This is a genomic window from Tsukamurella sp. II2bb, assembly GCF_057815145.1.
Genome location: NZ_JBYPZI010000015.1, coordinates 1 through 18,176 on the forward strand (window position 1 = coordinate 1; position 18,176 = coordinate 18,176).

Below are 18,176 nucleotides of genomic sequence, written 5' to 3' on the forward strand. Positions count from 1 at the left end.
GGCGGGTTCACATGATCGTCGCAACACTCTCAACGAGAGGTTGCGGCGATCATGTCGTTTCAGGAGGACTGTGCCCGGTTCGGCGGCGAGCTGGCGCAGCTGGTCGACTCCGGTGTTCCGGTGAAGGAGGCCGCTGTCGCGGTGGGTGTGCCGCGGCGGCGGTGTTACGCGATTCTGCGGGCGATTGGCCACCCGGTGGGGCCGCCTCGCGGGCCGGGTAGGCCGGCAGATCCGGAGCGGATCGTGGCGGTGTTCGATCGGACCGGCTCGATCAACAAGGCTGCGATCGAGTGCGATGTGGCGTTCTCGGTCGCTCGCAGGGTCTTGGTCGATGCCGGTCTGGTCACGGCGGACAAGCTGAAGGCGGTGGGTAAGCCGGAGGCGAGGAAGCGATTTCTCGCGCTGCTCGATCAGGGGTGGTCGTCAGCGCGCGCGGCCCGTGAGGTGCAGGTGAACGAACGCACCGCCCGGGACTGGCGCCAGGGAATCCGACGAACCAGTGGCAGGCGGATCCACCCGGACGGCACAGTCGTGGACTATCGAACCAAGACGATCTACAAACAGGCTGTGACCAGTGCCATCTCGAGCCGAGACGATGCTTCGGCGATCGCGATCGCGATCAGTGACCGTTACCTCTCGCTCGATGACCGCATCGCAATCGCTGACGGGCTGGTACTCAAGGACTCGATGCGGACCATCGCCGCCCGGATCGGCAAGAACGTCTCCACCATCTCCCGGGAGGTCCGTCAACGCAGCATCGGCGGCCGGTATCTGCCGTATCAGGCCGATCGGGTAGCGGTGGCGGCTCGGGCGCGGCCGAAGCAGTCCAAACTGGTGGTGAACACGGTCCTGCGGGCAGAGGTCGAGGAGGGCTTGTCGAGGAAGCTCTCGCCGGAGCAGATCTCGCACCGTCTGCGCCGGGATCACCCTGACGACGAGAGCATGCGGGTGAGCCACGAGACGATCTACCAGGCCTTGTACTTCCAAGCCCGTGGAGGGATGAAACGAGAAGTGCAGCAAGCACTCCGGACCGGACGAACCAAACGCAAACCGCAGCGGAAAGAAGGTGAGCGGTATCAGCGGTTCATCGACCCGATGGTGATGATCAGCGACCGCCCGGCCGAAGTCGAGGACCGTGCTGTTCCCGGCCATTGGGAGGGGGATCTCATCACCGGTGAGCAGAACAAGACCGCGATCGGCACTCTCGTCGAACGCTCCACCCGCTACACGATGCTGCTGCACCTGCCCGACGGGCACGACGCCGAACAGGTCCGCGACGCGATCATCACCGCGATGAAAGACCTGCCCGCGCACCTACGCGGGTCGCTGACCTGGGACCAAGGCGCAGAGTTGGCCCGGCATGCGCAGATCAGCGTGGCCACCGATATGCAGGTGTATTTCTGCGACCCAGCCAGCCCCTGGCAGCGCGGCACCAACGAGAACACCAACGGGCTGCTCCGGCAGTACTTCCCCAAGGGCACCGACCTGAGCGTCTACGGCCCCGCGGATCTCGAGCACGTCGCTCAGCAACTCAACAGCCGACCACGCAAAACGCTCGGCTGGGAAACCCCAGCCGAGCGTATGCGTGATCTAATCACCACCCAGTAGAACAGGCAGTGTTGCGTCGACCCCTAGAAACCGCCTGGAGTCCGGGCCTTCGACTACGAGTACCCCCGATGGGATTCGAACCCACGCTACCGCCGTGAGAGGGCGGCGTCCTAGGCCGCTAGACGACGGGGGCTAGGACACGCCCCCGCTCACGCGAGGGCGTTGTCACGCTGGCCTACCAGGACTCGAACCTAGAATGGCTGAACCAGAATCAGCTGTGTTGCCAATTACACCATAGGCCAATGACTCTCTTCGAGGACGTTTCCGACCTCGTTTTGAGCCGCGATCCAGCTTACCCAGCAGCGCCGGGAACGCCAAATCGCCTGGTCATCCTTGCTGCGGGGCAGCACCGTCGGCGGGCACGAGCGCACGAGCGGCGGCGAGGCGACCCAGGGTGCGCTCCCGGCCGAGCAGCTCCAGGGACTCGAACAGCGGCGGGCTGATGGGCGAGCCCGTGACGCCGACGCGGATCGGGGCGTAGGCCTTGCGCGGCTTGAGCGCCAGTTCGTCGATGAGCTTGCCCTTGAGCGCCTCTTCGATCGCCTCGGTGGTCCACTCGCCGAGCCCCTCCAGGGCGGCGATGGCGGCATCGAGCACCTCGCCGGCGTCGGCCTTGATGTTCTTGGCCGCGGCCGCGGGGTCGACGGCGAAGTCGGCCTCATCGACGTAGAGGAACTTCAGCAGGTCCCAGGCGTCCGAGAGCACGACGATGCGGGTCTGGACCAGCTCCGCCGCGGTGGCGAACTCGGCACCGAGCCGGGCACCGTCGACGTAGCCCCGCTCGACGAGGAAGGCCCGCAGGCGCCCCGCGAAGTCCTCAGGAGTGAGGAGGCGGATGTGCTCGGCGTTGATCGCGTCGGCCTTCTTCTGGTCGAACCGCGCGGGGTTGGAGTTGACGCGGTGCACGTCGAAGGCCGCGATCATCTCGTCGAGGCTGAAGACGTCGTTGTCGGCCGAGATGCCCCAGCCGAGCAGCGCGAGGTAGTTGAGCAGCCCCTCGGGGAGGAAGCCGCGGTCGCGGTGGTGGAACAGGTTCGACTCGGGATCACGCTTGGAGAGCTTCTTGTTGCCCTCCCCCATCACGAACGGCAGGTGCCCGAACTCGGGCGTGCGCTCGGCGACACCGATCTTCTCCAGCGCCTCGTACAGCGCGAGCTGCCGCGGCGTGGAGCTGAGCAGGTCCTCCCCGCGGAGCACGTGCGTGATCTTCATCATCGCGTCGTCGACGGGGTTGACCAGGGTGTACAGCGGGTCGCCGTTCGCGCGGGTGAGCGCGAAGTCGGGCACGCTGCCCGCGGCGAAGGTGGTCTCGCCGCGGACCATGTCGTTCCAGGTGAAGTCGTGGTCGGGCATCCGCAGGCGCACGACGGGGCTGCGTCCCTCGGCCCGGTAGGCGGCGCGCTGCTCATCCGTGAGGTCACGATCGAAATTGTCGTAGCCCAGCTTCGGGTTGCGGCCGGCCGCCACGTGCCGTGCCTCCACCTCCTCGGGGGTGGAGAAGGCCTCGTAGGCGAAGCCGCCCTCGACGAGGCGCCGCACCACGTCGAGGTGCAGATCCTTGCGCTCGGACTGGCGGTACGGGCCGTACGGGCCGCCCACCTCGGGCCCCTCGTCCCAGTCGAGGCCGAGCCAGCGCAGCGACTCGAGGATCGCGGCGTAGCTCTCCTCGCTGTCACGGGCGGCGTCCGTGTCCTCGATGCGGAAGACGAAGGTGCCGCCCGTGTGTCGCGCGTGGGCGAAGTTGAACAGCGCGGTACGCACCATGCCGACGTGCGGGGTGCCGGTGGGCGACGGGCAGAAGCGCACGCGGACGGGGGTGTTCGACGGTGCGGCGGAAGACTCAGTCACGGGGTCCAGGGTAGTCGGGCGCGTCCCCGCCCGAACGAGGGCGTGGAGCCGGGCGGCGGTACTCTCGCCGCGGTGACCACCGGATTCAGCCGTCGCCTCGCGGTCCTCGTCGCCGGCGCCCTGTTCCTCGAGAACCTGGACGGGACCGTGCTGCAGACCGCGGCCCCCGCAGTGGCACGGGAGTTCGGGGTCACGCCGGCGGGCGTGAGCCCGGCCATCGTCGGGTATCTGCTCGCGGTGGCCGTCGCCATCCCGGCGGCGGCGTGGGTCGCGGACCGGTTCGGCACCCGACCCGCATTCCTGTGCTCGGTGGTGGGCTTCACCGGCGCGTCGGTCGCCTGCGCGCTGGCTCCGAGCCTGTTCTGGCTGTGCGTCTTCCGGATGGCCCAGGGGGTATTCGGCGCGCTGATGATCCCGGTCGGGCGGATCGCCGTGCTCCGCAGCGTGCGCCCGTCCGACCTCCTGGCGGCGATGGCGTACCTGACCTGGCCCTCGCTGCTCGCGCCGGTCATCGCACCGTTCGTCGGCGGCGTCATCACCGACACCCTGGGGTGGCGGTGGATCTTCGCCCTCAACGTTCCGCTCGGGATCGCGCTGGCGATCGGCGGGCTGGTCCTGGTTCCGCCGGACGACGAGACGACGATCGCCCCGTTCGATCGCCGGGGCTACCTGCTGACCGCGGGCGCGGTCATCTGTCTCACGGGCGGCGCTGAGCTTCTCCGGAGCGGGCGGCCGTGGCTCGTGGCCGCGCTCTTCGGCGGGTCGGTCGCGCTCGCGGTGGTCGCGGCGCGGAGCATGGCACGCCGCGAGCATCCCCTCTTCGAACCCGCGCTGATGCGGATCCGGACCTTCCGCGCGGGCAACGTGGGCGGCTCGGTCTACCGCCTGGTGATCAGCGGCGCGCCGTTCCTCTTCGTCCTGCTGTTCCAGGCCGGATTCGGCTGGAGCGCGGCCGCGGCCGGCGCGATGGTGACGGCCGTCTTCCTCGGCAATCTCGGCATCAAGCCGCTGACCACCCCGATCATCCGGCTCCTCGGTTTCCGGCGGACGCTGGTCGGGTCGATCGTGGCCGGGGCGGGCGCGCTGGTCGCGTTCGTGTGGGTCGACGGCGCGACCCCCGGTCCGGTGATCTTCGCGCTGCTGGTGTTCAGCGGCGCGGTCCGCTCGATCGGGTTCAGCGCGTACAACACCATGATGTTCGCGGACGTCCCCCGAGAACTGCGCAGCTCGGCCAACGGCCTGTCCGCCACCCTGCAGCAGGTGGGTACCGCCCTCGGGGTGGCGGCGGTCGCCGCGGCCGCGGGCGCCGGACTAGCGGCGGCCGGACCCGGCGCGACCGAACTCGGCTACCGCCTGGCCTTCCTCCCCCTGGCGGCACTACTCCTCATCCCGTTGATCGGCGCCCTGCGCCTGCCCGCCGACGCCGGCTCCCGCGCGGTCCAGCGGTGAGGCCCGCCGGGCTCCCAGGCCGGCGCGGCGCGAGAACGAACGGCCGGATCGTCAGCGATCCTCGGCGAGGCTGGTCAGGGTGCCGATCCCCTCGACGGTGACGGCGACGTGCTGCCCGGCGGTGATGGGGCCGACGCCCTCCGGCGTGCCGGTGAGGATCACGTCGCCCGGGAGCAGGGTCATGACCGAGGAGATCCACTCGACGATGTCGCCGACGGAGTGGATCATGTCCGAGGTCCGCGCGTCCTGCTTGATCTGGCCGTCGAGCTCGGTGTAGATCCGCGCGTCCGACGGGTCGAACTCCGTCTCGATCCACGGGCCCAGGGGGCAGAAGGTGTCGTAGCTCTTGCCGCGGGTCCACTGGCCGTCGTGGCGCTGGTGATCGCGCGCGGTCACGTCGTTGGCGACCGTGTAGCCCAGGATCACGTCCTTCGCGCGGGCGGCGGGCACATCGCGGCAGGGCTGGCCGATGACGACGGCCAGCTCACCCTCGTAGTCCACCTGCTGCGAGCTGCGGGGCAGCTTGATCGACGCGAGCGGGCCGATGATCGAGGTGTTGGGCTTGATGAAGATCACCGGATCCGCCGGCGCCTCACCGCCCATCTCGGCGGCGTGCGCCGCGTAGTTCTTCCCGATGCAGACCACCTTGCTGGCCAGGATCGGGGCGAGCAGGCGCACATCATCGAGCGCCCAGCTGCGGCCGGTGAACTCCGGTGTGCCGAAGGGATGCTCGGCGATCTCGCGAGCCCGGGCACCGTCGTCGGGGTCCCCCTCGATGGCCGCGAAGGCGACACCGTCACTGCTGGCGATTCGTGCAAGGCGCATGTCACACACCCTACCGCTGGCCGCGAATACTTCGATCAGCTAGGCTTCATCCCAATATATAAGCATGTCGTTCCACTGATTGGGATTTGATATGGAGATGTCCGCCGCCCGCCGCTGGTGGATCCTGGTGGTGTCCATGACCGCCGCGATCACATCGACCGTCGCCGTGAACGCCGTCGCGTTCCTCATCCCACAGCTCATCCGGGACGGGCTCTCCGTCAGTTCGGCCGGCGTCTTCGCAGCCGCGGCGCCCGCCGGGCTGCTGCTCACCACGATCCCGTGGGGCGTGCTGATCGACCGGTACGGCGAGCGGAGCGTCCTCATCGTCAGCATGGCCGGCGCGACGGCCGGGCTCGCCGGCACCGTCGCCGCGTTCGCGACCGGAGCACCCCTGCCCGTGGCCGCGCTCGGCCTGTTCGTCGCCGCCGGCATGGCGGCAAGCGCCAACGGCGCGAGCGGTCGGATCGTGGTCGGCTGGTTCCCCGCATCGTCGCGCGGCACCGCGATGGGGATCCGGCAGACCTCGCAGCCGCTGGGCGTGGCCCTCCTGTCGGTGACGATGCCGTTCCTCGCGAGCAGCGCGGGCCCGGCGTGGGCGATGACGGTGCCGCTGGCGGTCGCCGTGCTGTCGCTGATCCTGGTGGTGGCCTTCATCGTCGACCCGCCCCGGCCCGCATCCGGCCCGACCGGACCGGCGGCATCCGTGAATCCGTACCGGCAGGACTCGTTCCTGGTGCGAATCCACGCCGTATCCCTCCTGCTCGTGCTGCCACAGGGCGCGCTCTGGACGTGGGGCATCACCTGGCTGATCGTCGGACTGCACTGGTCGCCTGCGTCCGCGGGCCTGCTGGTCTCCGCGAGCCAGCTGTTCGGCGCGGTCGGGCGCATCGCCGCGGGCGCGTGGTCGGACCGGATGGGCTCACGCACCGAGCCGATCAAGTGGATCGCGGTGGCCGCGGCGGTATCGATAGGGGCGCTCGGCGCGCTGACCGCCGTCGAGTCACCCGTCGCGATCGCGGTCTTCCTCATCGCTTCCACCGTCACCGTCGCCGACAACGGGCTCGCGTTCACCGCGATCGCCGAGAAGGCCGGACCGGACTACAGCGGCCGGGCGCTGGGCATCCAGAACACCGGGCAGTACGTCGTCACCACGGCGACGGGCCCGCTCCTGGGCGTGCTGATCACCGCCACCGGGTTCGCTGCGGCCTTCGCGATCGTCGCGATCGCGCCGCTGCTCGCGTACCCCTTGGTCCCGCGCGACCGCGCACCGGTCTGACCACGCCGTGATGCGCCGCGGAGATGTCAGCCCCAGTCAGTAACGTCGGCTTCGTGCCGAGCCGGCACGGACCACCTCACCGATCGGACCCGCCGGTGTCTGCTTACCGAGACCTGTTCGAGAGCTACCTCGACGCACAGAAGTACGAGTCCTGGGGCGGCGATATCGCGGCGTTCCACTCCACCCGCTACCGCGTACTCGCCGACTTCTACGGCGTCCCCCTCGCTGACGCGATCGAGGGCGGAAGCCTGATCCCGGAGGTCAAGTACACAGAGGGCGGGATGCCGCCCCGGACGGTCAGTCCGAACGTGATCAAGTGGGTCCTACGCGGTTGCGCCGCGTCGTACGCGAGTGCGAAGTCACCGACCAGCGGCTGGCTCGAGGGACCACCGATGCCGAGTTGGTTCTTCGATCGGAGTCAGCGAGCGCACAACAGCCTCGATCACTTCCGCGATGAGGTCGTCGCTCTGGCCACGGAAGTCATCGAATTCGTTTGGGGCGCCCCACCCCGTGTGCTCACCTCCGCCGGCATGACCGAACTCGGCATCGGGCGCGAACAGGCTCCTGACGAATGGGAGTACTACTGATCCTCCGTCTACCGGGAGTGGCGGCGGTGCGGATCCTGGGCCCGCCAGTCTGTGCGCCTCGCCGCCCTCCGGCTACGCCGGCGTAGCCCCCTCCGTCGCCGGGGCGGTGGACTCCGCGGCGGCGTCCACCGCGGCCGCCAGCTCGGTCAGCGCCTCCCCGGTGTACACGGCCAGCCGCTGCAGGTGCGGCGATGCATCGCGATCCCCGATGAACCCGAAGTCGAGCTGATCGCGGTAACCGAGGAAGGTCACGTTCAGCGACGAGTGGTACGGGATCGACACCGGGTACATCCCGAGCAGTCGACTGCCACGGAAGTAGAGGGTCTCCCGCGGCCCCGGCACGTTGCTCACGCTCACGTTGAAGGTGGGCGGCACCGGCGTCGGCACCCCGGCGGTGGACAGCACGGCCTGGGTCGCGGCCGGGCCGAGCATGGAGAAGCTCAGGGCCATGGCCGCGTCCTGCGACAGCCCGTCGAACTGCGCCTTCCCGGCCCGCGCGGACGCCACCACGGCGGACAACCGGTCGAGCGGATCGGCGATGTCGGTCCCCAACGCCACCAGCATTCCGCCCACCGCGTTGCCGCCCCCGGTGGCGCCCGGCGGCCGCAGGCTGATCGGCACGAACGAGATCAGCGACCGGTCCGGCAGCTCGCCGAGCTCGGCGAGGAACCTGCGCAACGAGCCGCCGAGCACCGCGAGGCACACGTCGTTGACGGTGGCCCCACGGGCCTTCGCGACGCGCTTGATCTCCGTGAGGCTCAGGTCCTGGGTGGAGAACCGCCGGTGACGCCCCACCTTCCGGTTGAAGATCGAATCGGGCGCGCTCAGCGCGACACTCGGCCGGTCCAGGCCGTCCGCGGGCCGGACGATCCGGCCGACCGCCCCACCCAGCTGCCCGGCCATGCTGCCGAGTTGCTCGGCGACGGCGCCGATCCGACCGGCGGTCTCGGCGACCGCGCGGACCGGCAGGGTGACGGTGTCGGCGACCCGGCTCAGCAGCCCGGCGTGCGCCCCGTCCTCATCCGTCGCGCCGGACTCGGCCGGCTCGGCACCGTCGGCCCCGCCGTCCGACACCCCGGGGATCTCCGCGGGCACCGCGAACATGATCGGCGTGTCCAGCGCATCCGGATCCGGGAGCAGGCTGCGCAGCAGCAGCTGCAGCGCGGAGTACCCGTCGACGTGCGAGTGGTGCAGCTTCGCGTAGATCGCGAAGCCGCCGTCGGCCAGCCCCTCGATCACGTGCATCTCCCACGGCGGCCGGTTCAGGTCGAGCGGGGTGCTGTGCAGCCGCGACACCAGGTCTCCCAGTTCGCGTTCGCCGCCCGGCGAGCCCAGCGCCGAGTGCCGGAAGTGGTAGTCGAGATCGATGTCCTCGTCCACCACCCAGGCCTGAAGCGGATAGGGCGTCACCCGCGGCGCGCGCAGCTTCCTGTTCCACGGGTCCTGGACCACCGCGTCCCGGCGGATCCCGGCCACCAACTGCTCCACGTAGTCCGCGGGCGCGCCCGGCGGCGGGCTGAACCGCAGCAGGGCCGCCACGTGCATCATCGTGGTCGGCGACTCGCCGTAGAGGAAGAACGCGTCGAGCACGTTCAACGACTTCGCCGCAGCCACCGGGCTCGGATTCGATTCGGACATCGTGAGGACCCTCCCGGACAGGGCGCCCGTGGTCTCGAACGCCTGCCCGACAGGCTAATCGGCGCGGGCGGAACCGGACGGCGGTTCGGGATAAGCCCGTCGAGAAACGCCGCAGCGGACGCCCACCACCCCCGGGAAAGGGAGGTGGCGGACGCCCGCTGCGGTCGAGAAGTCCGGCCCGCCGGAGGCCCCGGCGCTACCGAGCGACGGCGGCGGCGATCCGGTCGCCGACCTCGGTGGTGCGGATCGGGGCACCGCCGCGCGCGGCGAGATCCGCCGTCACGGCGGCCTCGATGCGCTGTGCGCCCTCCTCGTTGCCGAGGTGCCGCAGCAGCATCGCGGCGGACAGGATCGCCGCCGTGGGATCCGCGACGCCCTGGCCGACGATGTCCGGGGCGCTGCCGTGCACGGGCTCGAACATCGACGGGTTGACGCCCGTCGCGTCGATGTTGCCCGATGCGGCCAGGCCGATGCCGCCCGAGATCGCGCCGGCCTCGTCGGTAAGGATGTCGCCGAAGAGGTTGTCGGTGACGATCACGTCGAACCGCGACGGGTCGGTGACCAGGTAGATCGTGGCCGCGTCGATGTGGCAGTAGTCGACGGAGACGTCGAGGAACTCCTGCGCCACCTCGTCGACGGTGCGCTGCCACAGCCCGCCGCCGTGCACCAGCACGTTGGTCTTGTGCACCAGCGTCAGCTTCTTGCGGCGCGACTGCGCCAGCCGGAAGGCGAAGCGCACCACGCGCTCGGCGCCGAAGCGGGTGTTGACCGAGGTCTCGTTCGCGACCTCCTGCGGCGTGCCGACGCGGATCGCGCCGCCGTTGCCGGTGTACGCCCCCTCGGTGCCCTCGCGGACCACGACGAAGTCGATCTCGCCCGGGTTGCGCAGGGGCGACTCGACGCCGGGGAAGAGCTTGGACGGTCGCAGGTTGACGTGGTGGTCCAGCGCGAAACGCATCTTGAGCAGCAGGCCGCGCTCGAGCACGCCGGGCGGGACCTTGCGCGGGTCACCGATGGCGCCGAGGAGGATCGCGTCGTGCTCGCGCAGGGACGCGAGGTCCTCGTCGGTGAGCAGCTCTCCGTTGCGCTCGTAGCGCCGAGCGCCCAGGTCGTAGTCGGTGGTCTCGAAGTCGCCGACCACGGCGCGCAGGACCTTGAGTGCCTCCGCCGTCACTTCGGGGCCGATACCGTCCCCGCCGATCACCGCGAGCTTCACGACAGGTCCACCTGCGCGATGGTGGTGGCGGCGACCGCCTCGGCGATGGCCTTCTGCAGCTCGGCCGGGACGGCCTGGCTGACGCGCAGCAGCACCGTCGCACCGTCGCCCTCGGCGTCCTGGCTCAGCGCCGCGGCCTGGATGTCGATGCCGGCGTCGCCGAGAAGCGTGCCGATCTTGCCGAGCGAGCCCGGCTTGTCGCCGTAGGCGATGAACAGGTTGAGGCCCTCGGCACGCAGGTCGAAGTTGCGGCCGTTGACGTTGGTGATCTTCTCGACGCGGCCCAGGCCCGACAGGGTGCCCGAGACGTTCTGGACGGTGCCGTCGCCGTAGACGGCGCGCACGTCGACGAGGCTGCGGTGGTTGGGGCTCTCCGAGACCTTCTCGAGCTCGGCACTCACGCCGCGCTCCTCCGCGAGGGCGGGGGCGTTGACGAAGGTGACCGCGTCCTCGATGACGGCGGAGAAGAGGCCGCGCAGCGCCGAGAGCTGCAGGATGTCGACGTTCTCGCTGGCCAGCTCGCCGCGGACGGTGACGCCGATCTTCTCCGGCAGCTGGCCGCCGGGCAGGCCGCCCAGCAGCACGCCGAGCTTGCGGGTGAGCTCGAGCCAGGGCGCGACCTCCTCGTCGACGGCGCCGCCCTTGACGTTGACGGCGTCCGGCACGAACTCGCCGGCCAGGGCCAGGCGGACGCTCTTGGCGACGTCGGTGCCGGCGCGGTCCTGGGCCTCGGAGGTCGAGGCGCCGAGGTGCGGGGTCACGACGACCTGCGGCAGCTCGAACAGCGGGCTGTCGGTGCACGGCTCGGTCTCGAAGACGTCGAGGCCGGCGCCGAAGACGTGGCCCGAGGTGATCGCGTCCGCGAGGGCCTGCTCGTCGACGAGGCCGCCGCGAGCGGCGTTGACGATGATGACGCCCTTCTTGGCCTTCGCCAGCAGCTCACGACCGATGAGGCCCTTGGTCTCGGGCGTCTTCGGCAGGTGCACCGTGATCAGGTCGGCGCGCTCGACGAGCTCGTCGAGGGTCACCAGCTCGATGCCGAGCTGGGCGGCGCGGGCGGGGCTGACGTAGGGGTCGTACGCGATGATCTTGGTCTCGAAGGCCGCGAGGCGCTGCGCGACGAGCTGGCCGATCCGGCCCATGCCGACGACGCCCACGGTCTTGCCGAGGATCTCGACGCCGTTGAACGCGCTGCGCTTCCAGGTGTGCTCGCGCAGGGTCTTGTCGGCCGCGGGGATCTGGCGCGCGGTGGCCAGCATGAGCGCGACGGCGTGCTCGGCGGCCGTGTGGATGTTCGAGGTGGGCGCGTTGACCACGAGGACACCGCGCTCGGTGGCGGCGGGGACGTCCACGTTGTCGAGGCCGACGCCCGCGCGGGCGACGATCTTGAGCTTGGTGGCGGCCGCGAGGACCTCCGCGTCGACGGTGGTCGCCGAGCGGACGAGCAGCGCGTCGGCCTCGGGCACCGCGGCGAGCAGGGCCGGGCGATCGGGTCCGTCGACCCACTTCACCTCGACGCCGTCACCGAGCGCCTCCACTGTCGACGGTGCCAGCTTGTCGGCGATCAATACCACGGGACGGGTCACTTGCGCTCCTCATTCACGGTGCCGGTTGCACGGTCAGCTTAGTGACCTGCGTCGGACGACGTCCGCGCCGGGTTGCCGAGAGCCTGCGGGCCGAAGATCCTGCGTACCGCGAGCGCGACCTCCACATCCAGCCGGTCGTCGCCGATCGGCCGGCCGCGGCGCACGATCGCGCGCCGCACCCGGTACTTGACGGAGTTCGGGTGCATGAGCTGCTGCTCGGCGGTCGCCTTGAAGCTTCCTCCGGTGCGCAGGAAGACCTCGAGCGTGCTCCGCAGCCGCTCGTCGGCGGCGCTCTCCCCGGACAGCTCGCCGAGTACCCCGTCGGCCCACGACCGCGCGGCGCCCACGTCCTGCGCGACGAGAGCGGCGAGCCCGACCCCGGGATCCGTCGCGACCAGCAGTCTCGAGCCCGTCGCGTCCGCGACTCGGCGCACCTCGCGGGCGGCGCGGTTCGTCGCGCGGAAACCCTCGAGACCCGTACGAGGCGGCCCCAGGGCCACCCGGGGCGACTCCGGGTCGGCGGTGACGAACGCGCGGGACGCGGCGATCGCCGCGTCCCCGTCGGTGACCGGCAACCAGGCCCAGACGGTGAGCCGGTCGATCGCCACCGAGAGCGGGGGCGCCGTGGCGGCGGCGGCCTCCCCGAGCGCGCGGAGGAAGTGCTCGATCCGCTCGACCTCGTCGACGCCCTCGGCGTACCAGACCACCATCCCGATGTGGCTCCCTCGCAACGGGTACCGGATGCTCGCGGAGGCGGCCGCCACACTCGGCACCTCGCCCTCCAACACCTCGAGCACCCGCACCGTCCGTGCGCCGCTCCGGGCGTCGACCCAGACCGCGCGCTCCGCCTCGTACTCCTCGAGGACCCGCTGGGTGACGACGTCGTTGTAGTCGAAGGACCATCCCACGAGCCAGCGCAGCGCCGCCTCCCGCAGCTCCTGCCCGGCATCGGGATCCGCATCCAGCGCATCGGCGACGAGAGCCATCATCGTCTGCTGCCCGAGGTAGTAGGCGCGCACGAGGGACGTCGCGGCCAGGCCGCGCTGCGCGAGTCGGCGCGGGAACTCGAGGGCGGCGAGCGGGACCTCGATGCGCTCGACGGGCACGTCGAGAACGACGGCGTGGGTGACGTTCTCGACGTTCGCCTCGACGCTCGCCGCCAGCGCCCCGAAGATGGCGTCGTCGGCCCGTAGGCCGGGGATGTCCGTGGCGATCCGGTCCGTCATGGCGTCGGAGACCTCGCGCCGCGACGCCGACTGCAGCACGCGGGCGATCAGCCGGCGCGGCGCATCGGGATCCATCGCCAAAGTCTAGCGCCCGAAACGGACGTCGAGAGGATGAATTCGTCCTCAGAGGACGAAACCGCCGTCACATCTCGTCACCTCTGGACGATGTGACCACGATCACTGCGGCCCTACGGTGGTTACACCTACCGCACAAGGAGCCCCCGTGACCTTCGACTTCACCACCTTCGCCCACCTGCCCGCGGTGCGCGCCGCGGCCGCGCCGCACGCGCCCGCGGTGGCGGACGACGCGCTCGATCTGGACAACGCCGCCTTCGACGGTGCCGTGCGCAGCGCCGCGGCCGCCCTCCGGGCCGCTGGCATCGGCCGCGGCGACGTGGTCGCGGTGAAGCTGCCGAACACCGCGCTGCTCGTGGTCACCCTGTTTGCGTCGTGGCATCTGGGTGCGGCCGCGACGCCGATCAACCCGTATCTGGCGCAGCCGGAGGTCGAGTACCAGGTGCAGGACGCGGGGGCCGCGGTCCTCGTCACCGACGCCGGTGCCCCCGCCGGAGTCACCGTCGTCCCCGCCGACTCGCTCCTGGGGCACGCCCCCGACACCGCGGAACCGGTAGCGGCACCGTCCGACTTGGCGCTGCTGATCTACACCTCCGGCACCACCGGTCGCCCGAAGGGCGTGATGCTCGACCACGCGAACCTCGTCGCGATGAGCGAGATGTCCTCGGCGGCCTTCGCGTTCGACGAGAACGATCACAGTCTGCTGATCCTGCCGCTGTTCCACGTGAACGCCATCGTGGTGTCCGCGCTCAATCCGCTCCGCGGGGGCGGCCGCGTGACGATCGCCGGCCGGTTCGACCCGCGTACCTTCTTCGACGTGCTCGCCGAGACGGGCGCGACGTACTTCTCCGCGGTGCCCACGATCTACACGATGCTGGCGGGCCTGCCGCCCGAGGTGCGGCCGGAGCTGCCGAAGATGCGCTTCGGCGTCTGCGGCGCGGCTCCCGCGAGCCGGGAACTGTTGGAGGGCTTCGAGGCCCGCTACGGGTTCCCGCTGATCGAGGGCTACGGGCTGTCCGAATGCACCTGCGCCGCGACCTGCAACCCGCTCGACGGTGTCCGCAAGGTGGGCAGCGTGGGAGTGCCGCTGCCGGGCCAGCAGGTGCGGATCGCCGGGCCCGACGGTGCCGAGGTCCCCGTCGGCGAGCCGGGCGAGGTCCTGCTCGCCGGACCGAACATCATGCGCGGCTACCTGGGCCGGCCCGAGGAGACCGCCAAGACGATCGTCGACGGCTGGCTGCACACCGGCGACGTGGGCGTCCTCGACGAGGACGGCTACCTCCGCCTGGTGGACCGGGCGAAGGACATGATCATCCGCGGCGGGGAGAACATCTACCCCAAGGAGATCGAGACCACGGTGTACGGCGTGGACGGTGTCGCCGAGGCCGCCGTCATCGGCCGCCCCGACGCGAAGTACGGCGAATTGCCGGTACTGTACGTTTCGGCCGCGCCGGGCGCCGTGCTCGACGTCGAGGCGATCGCCGCGCACGCCCGCGCACAGCTCGCGAAGTACAAGCAGCCGGTGGACATCACCGTGCTCGAGACGCTGCCGAAGAACCCCGTCGGCAAGATCGACAAGCCCTCCCTGCGCCGCCTCGACGCAGCTCATCGCTCCTGAAGCACCATCTCCCCGTTAGGAATTCATCATGGGATTCATGAAACCCGACCTCCCCGCGGTCGATCCGGCCGAGTTTCTCACCCGGCCTCTGCAGGAGCGGCTCCGGTTCGCGACCCAGCGCTGGGTCGAGCACGGCTTCGGCACGCAGAAGGTCGCCTTCGTCATCTACGTCGTGAAGCTGGTGGTGCTCTACGCCTTCGGCGGCGTCGTGCTCGCGACCGCCACGTCGGGCCTGCACTTCTGGGAGGTCTCCACGTGGTGGAACCAGCCCATCGTCTATCAGAAGCTGGTGCTGTGGACCACCCTGCTCGAGGCCATCGGGATCGCGGGCGCCTGGGGTCCGCTGACCTTCAAGATCAAGCCGATGACGGGCGGCATCCGGTTCTGGGCCCGCACGGGCACCATCCGGCTGCGGCCCTTCACGTGGGTGCCCGGCACCGCCGGCACCCGCCGCACCGCGCTCGACGTGGGCCTGTACGTGCTGCTGCTCGTGGCGCTGGCGCTGGGCATCGCGCTGCCCGGCGGGATCGTGCTCGATTCCGCACCGCACGAGCTGGTGGCGCCCTGGCTCATGATCGCTCCGGTCGCGCTGCTCGTCCTGATCGGCCTGCGGGACAAGACGATCTTCCTCGCCGCCCGCGGCGAGCAGTACATGCCGGCGATGATCATGTTCGGGCTGCTGCCGTTGTTCTCCTTCGCGACGATGATCGTCGGGCTCAAGCTGCTCATCGTGGTCGTCTGGGTCGGCGCCGGCCTGTCGAAGATCGGCAAGCACTTCATCAACGTGATCCCCGTGATGGTCTCCAACTCGCCGTGCATGCCCTTCAAGGGCCTGCGCCGCGCCCACTACCGGCGCGCGCCGCACGACCTGCTGCCGTCGGGCCTCGCCCGGTTCATGGCGGAGGGCCTCGGCACCGTCGTCGAGATCGCCGCGCCGCTGATCCTGCTGTTCTCGGTGAACCGCACCCTCACCGTCGTCTGCGCCGTGTTCATGGTGTGCTACCACCTGTTCATCATCTCCACCTTCCCGCTGGCCGTCCCGCTGGAGTGGAACCTGCTCTTCGCGTACACCGCTCTGATCCTGTTCGTCGGATTCCCCGCGCAGGACGGCTATTCGGTGGTGGACATGAATCCGTCGTGGCTGATCCTGGTGGTGCTCGCCGCGCTCGTCTTCTTCCCCGTGCTCGGCAACATCCGGCCCGACAAGGTCTCCTTCCTGCCCTCGCTGCGCCAGTACGCGGGCAACTGGGCGACGGGCATGTGGGCCTTCGCGCCCGGCGCCGAGGAGAAGCTGAACCGGGTGCAGCGGCAGGCGAGCAACACCGTCGACCAGTTCGTCGCGACCGGCGTTCCCCGCGAATGGGCCGAGACGCTGATGAACATGGGGCTCGGCTGGCGGGCGCTGCACAGCAACGGCCGCGGCCTGTTCTCGACGCTGCTGAGCCACGTGCCCGATGTCGAGCAGCGCACCCTCCGCGAGGGTGAGCTGGTGTGCAACACCCTGATCGGCTTCAACTTCGGCGACGGTCACCTGCACGACGAGACGCTCATCGCCGCGGTGCAGGAGCAGGCCGGCTTCGAGCCGGGCGAGGTGATCGTGGTGTGGGCCGAGTCCCAGCCGATCACACGCTTGCGCCAGGACTTCAAGATCATCGACGCCGCACTGGGTGTGGTGGCGCGCGGGCGGTGGAGCGTCACGGAGTGCGTGAACACCCAGCCCTGGCTGCCCGACGGCCCCGTCGCGTGCGAGATCACCTGGTCGGCGGACCACGACCGCTTCCCCCTCGGCACCGGGATAGGCTCGCGGGCATGACCACCGGCACCGTCGTCGGCGGCGGGCCCAACGGGCTCGCCGCCGCGATCACCCTGGCCCGCTCGGGCGTCGAGACCACCCTGTTGGAGGCGGGCGACACCGTCGGCGGCGGGCTCCGCTCCTTCGAGGCGATCGTCCCGGGCCTGGTGCACGACCACTGCGCGGCGATCCACCCGATGGCCGTCGGTTCCCCGTTCCTCGCCACGATCGACCTCGAGAAGCGCGGGCTGCGCTGGCTCTCCGCGGAACTCGAGTGCGTGCACCCCCTCGACGACGGCACCGCAGGGGTACTGCGGCGCGGCGTCGCCGAGACCGCCGCGGGTCTCGGGGTCGACGGTGCCGCCTGGCGCGCCCTGTTCCGGCGTCCGGTCGAGCACTTCGAGAAGATCGGGCCGTCGATGCTCGGGCCACTGCTGCGGGTGCCTCGGCACCCGGTGGCGCTGGCCGGCTTCGGGGCACCCACTCCCCTGCCTGCGGCGGCGCTCGCGCGCGTCTTCCGCACTCCGCAGGCGCGGGGCCTGTGGGGCGGCGTCGCGGCGCACACCTTCCGGCCACTGCACGAGCCGATGAGCTCGGCCATCGGCAAGGGCATGCTCACCGCGGGCCACCGCTACGGCTGGAAGGTGGCCGAGGGCGGATCCGGTGCGATCGCCGGCGCCCTGGCCGCCGAGTTCGAGGCCCTCGGCGGGCGGATCGAGACCGGCGCCCGGGTGACCGCGGCGAACCTGCCCGCGGCGGACCTGACGCTCTTCGACCTGGACCCACGGCAGGTGGCCGCGATCCTCGGCCCCCGGCTGCCGGACCGGATCCGCCGGGCCTTCAACCGCTTCCGGTACGGACCGGGCGCCTTCAAGGTGGACTTCGCGGTCGACGGGGGCGTCCCCTGGACCAACCCGGACGCGCGGCGCTCCAGCACCGTCCACCTCGGCGGTGAGTTCGCCGAGATCGCCGCCACGGAGAGGGCGATCGCCGCGGGCCGGATGCCGGAGCGGCCCTTCGTCCTCGTCGGCCAGCAGTACCTCGCGGACCCCTCCCGCAGCGTCGGGGATGTGCACCCGGTGTGGTCGTACGCGCATGTGCCGAGCGGCTTCACCGGCGACGCCACCGAGGCCGTCATCGCGCAGATCGAACGCTTCGCGCCGGGGTTCCGCGAGCGCATCGTCGGCACCGCGGTCTGCTCGACCACCGAGATGTCGCGCTACAACGCCAACTTCGTCGGCGGCGACATCAACACCGGCTCCAAGGACCCGCTCCAACTCGTCTTCGGACCCCGGATCACGCTGCAGCCGTACGACCTCGGCGTCCCCGGTATGTACATCTGCTCCGCCGCTACGCCACCCGGGCCTGCCGCTCACGGCATGTGCGGATACCACGCCGCGACCCGAGCGCTCACCCGACTGGGGCGGTGACC

Annotated in this window: 13 protein-coding genes and 2 tRNA genes; 7 read left to right on the forward strand and 8 right to left on the reverse strand. The window is 70.6% G+C overall.

Annotation, left to right across the window (positions count from 1 at the left end):
- Window positions 1-402 precede the first annotated feature (402 nt).
- A complete protein-coding gene (locus AC21LY_RS23140; RefSeq protein WP_489046438.1) occupies window positions 403-1,608 on the forward strand; it encodes an IS30 family transposase in 1,206 nt (401 codons plus the stop codon).
- A 60-nt stretch (window positions 1,609-1,668) separates the two neighbouring features.
- Here the strand turns inward: AC21LY_RS23140 and AC21LY_RS23145 are convergent.
- From AC21LY_RS23145 to gltX, 3 genes are all read right to left on the reverse strand, one after another.
- Window positions 1,669-1,741: transfer RNA gene (locus AC21LY_RS23145), tRNA-Glu, on the reverse strand.
- A gap of 37 nt (window positions 1,742-1,778) precedes the next feature.
- Window positions 1,779-1,850 (reverse strand) — tRNA-Gln (locus tag AC21LY_RS23150).
- Window positions 1,851-1,935: 85 nt separating this feature from the next.
- Window positions 1,936-3,456: a glutamate--tRNA ligase gene (gene gltX / locus AC21LY_RS23155; protein WP_489048926.1), complete on the reverse strand. Its 1,521-nt coding sequence runs from the start codon at window positions 3,454-3,456 to the stop codon at window positions 1,936-1,938.
- 72 nt (window positions 3,457-3,528) lie between these two features.
- Between gltX and AC21LY_RS23160 the strand changes: the two genes are divergently transcribed.
- Window positions 3,529-4,905, forward strand: coding sequence for an MFS transporter (locus AC21LY_RS23160; protein WP_489048927.1), 1,377 nt, complete (start codon window positions 3,529-3,531; stop codon window positions 4,903-4,905).
- A 51-nt stretch (window positions 4,906-4,956) separates the two neighbouring features.
- On the opposite strand, the gene AC21LY_RS23165 is transcribed toward AC21LY_RS23160, so the two are convergent.
- Window positions 4,957-5,730 (reverse strand): fumarylacetoacetate hydrolase family protein, encoded by a 774-nt coding sequence (locus AC21LY_RS23165; RefSeq protein WP_489048928.1) that lies wholly within the window; start codon window positions 5,728-5,730, stop codon window positions 4,957-4,959.
- A gap of 91 nt (window positions 5,731-5,821) precedes the next feature.
- Here AC21LY_RS23165 and AC21LY_RS23170 point away from each other — a divergent pair, with 91 nt between their 5' ends.
- Together AC21LY_RS23170 and AC21LY_RS23175 are read left to right on the forward strand one after the other, a co-directional pair.
- Complete coding sequence (locus AC21LY_RS23170; protein WP_489048929.1) at window positions 5,822-7,006, forward strand: MFS transporter; 1,185 nt, start codon at window positions 5,822-5,824, stop codon at window positions 7,004-7,006.
- 95 nt (window positions 7,007-7,101) lie between these two features.
- Window positions 7,102-7,593: a hypothetical protein gene (locus tag AC21LY_RS23175; RefSeq protein WP_489048930.1), complete on the forward strand. Its 492-nt coding sequence runs from the start codon at window positions 7,102-7,104 to the stop codon at window positions 7,591-7,593.
- A 72-nt stretch (window positions 7,594-7,665) separates the two neighbouring features.
- Here AC21LY_RS23175 and AC21LY_RS23180 read toward each other — a convergent pair whose 3' ends face one another.
- The 4 genes from AC21LY_RS23180 to AC21LY_RS23195 all read right to left on the reverse strand — a co-directional run bounded on the left by AC21LY_RS23180 (window position 7,666) and on the right by AC21LY_RS23195 (window position 13,334).
- Window positions 7,666-9,231: a WS/DGAT/MGAT family O-acyltransferase gene (locus AC21LY_RS23180; RefSeq protein ID WP_489048931.1), complete on the reverse strand. Its 1,566-nt coding sequence runs from the start codon at window positions 9,229-9,231 to the stop codon at window positions 7,666-7,668.
- Between the two features lie 196 nt (window positions 9,232-9,427).
- On the reverse strand, window positions 9,428-10,447 hold the full coding sequence (locus tag AC21LY_RS23185) for a 3-isopropylmalate dehydrogenase (RefSeq protein ID WP_489048932.1): 1,020 nt from the start codon (window positions 10,445-10,447) through the stop codon (window positions 9,428-9,430).
- The gene (serA, locus tag AC21LY_RS23190; RefSeq protein WP_489048933.1) at window positions 10,444-12,033 is read right to left on the reverse strand and encodes a phosphoglycerate dehydrogenase; all 1,590 of its coding nucleotides are present in this window, start codon (window positions 12,031-12,033) and stop codon (window positions 10,444-10,446) included. The genes AC21LY_RS23185 and serA overlap by 4 nt, the downstream gene beginning before the upstream one ends.
- Before the next feature lie 38 nt (window positions 12,034-12,071).
- Window positions 12,072-13,334 (reverse strand): PucR family transcriptional regulator, encoded by a 1,263-nt coding sequence (locus AC21LY_RS23195; protein WP_489048934.1) that lies wholly within the window; start codon window positions 13,332-13,334, stop codon window positions 12,072-12,074.
- Window positions 13,335-13,482: 148 nt separating this feature from the next.
- Here AC21LY_RS23195 and AC21LY_RS23200 point away from each other — a divergent pair, with 148 nt between their 5' ends.
- From AC21LY_RS23200 to AC21LY_RS23210, 3 genes are read left to right on the forward strand one after another with little or no spacing between them, the layout of a single operon-like run.
- A complete protein-coding gene (locus tag AC21LY_RS23200) occupies window positions 13,483-14,952 on the forward strand; it encodes a class I adenylate-forming enzyme family protein (protein WP_489048935.1) in 1,470 nt (489 codons plus the stop codon).
- 28 nt (window positions 14,953-14,980) lie between these two features.
- Complete coding sequence (locus AC21LY_RS23205) at window positions 14,981-16,765, forward strand: DUF3556 domain-containing protein (protein ID WP_489048936.1); 1,785 nt, start codon at window positions 14,981-14,983, stop codon at window positions 16,763-16,765.
- Window positions 16,762-18,174, forward strand: coding sequence for a phytoene desaturase family protein (locus tag AC21LY_RS23210; protein ID WP_489048937.1), 1,413 nt, complete (start codon window positions 16,762-16,764; stop codon window positions 18,172-18,174). The genes AC21LY_RS23205 and AC21LY_RS23210 overlap by 4 nt, the downstream gene beginning before the upstream one ends.
- Window positions 18,175-18,176: the final 2 nt, after the last annotated feature.

Coding starts and splice junctions, on each gene's coding strand:
- AC21LY_RS23165 (WP_489048928.1), bottom strand. CDS start 5,730: ATGCGCCTTGCACGAATCGCCAGCAGTGACGGTGTCGCCTTCGCGGCC.
- AC21LY_RS23170 (WP_489048929.1), top strand. CDS start 5,822: ATGGAGATGTCCGCCGCCCGCCGCTGGTGGATCCTGGTGGTGTCCATG.
- AC21LY_RS23180 (WP_489048931.1), bottom strand. CDS start 9,231: ATGTCCGAATCGAATCCGAGCCCGGTGGCTGCGGCGAAGTCGTTGAAC.
- AC21LY_RS23195 (WP_489048934.1), bottom strand. CDS start 13,334: ATGGATCCCGATGCGCCGCGCCGGCTGATCGCCCGCGTGCTGCAGTCG.
- AC21LY_RS23205 (WP_489048936.1), top strand. CDS start 14,981: ATGGGATTCATGAAACCCGACCTCCCCGCGGTCGATCCGGCCGAGTTT.
- AC21LY_RS23210 (WP_489048937.1), top strand. CDS start 16,762: ATGACCACCGGCACCGTCGTCGGCGGCGGGCCCAACGGGCTCGCCGCC.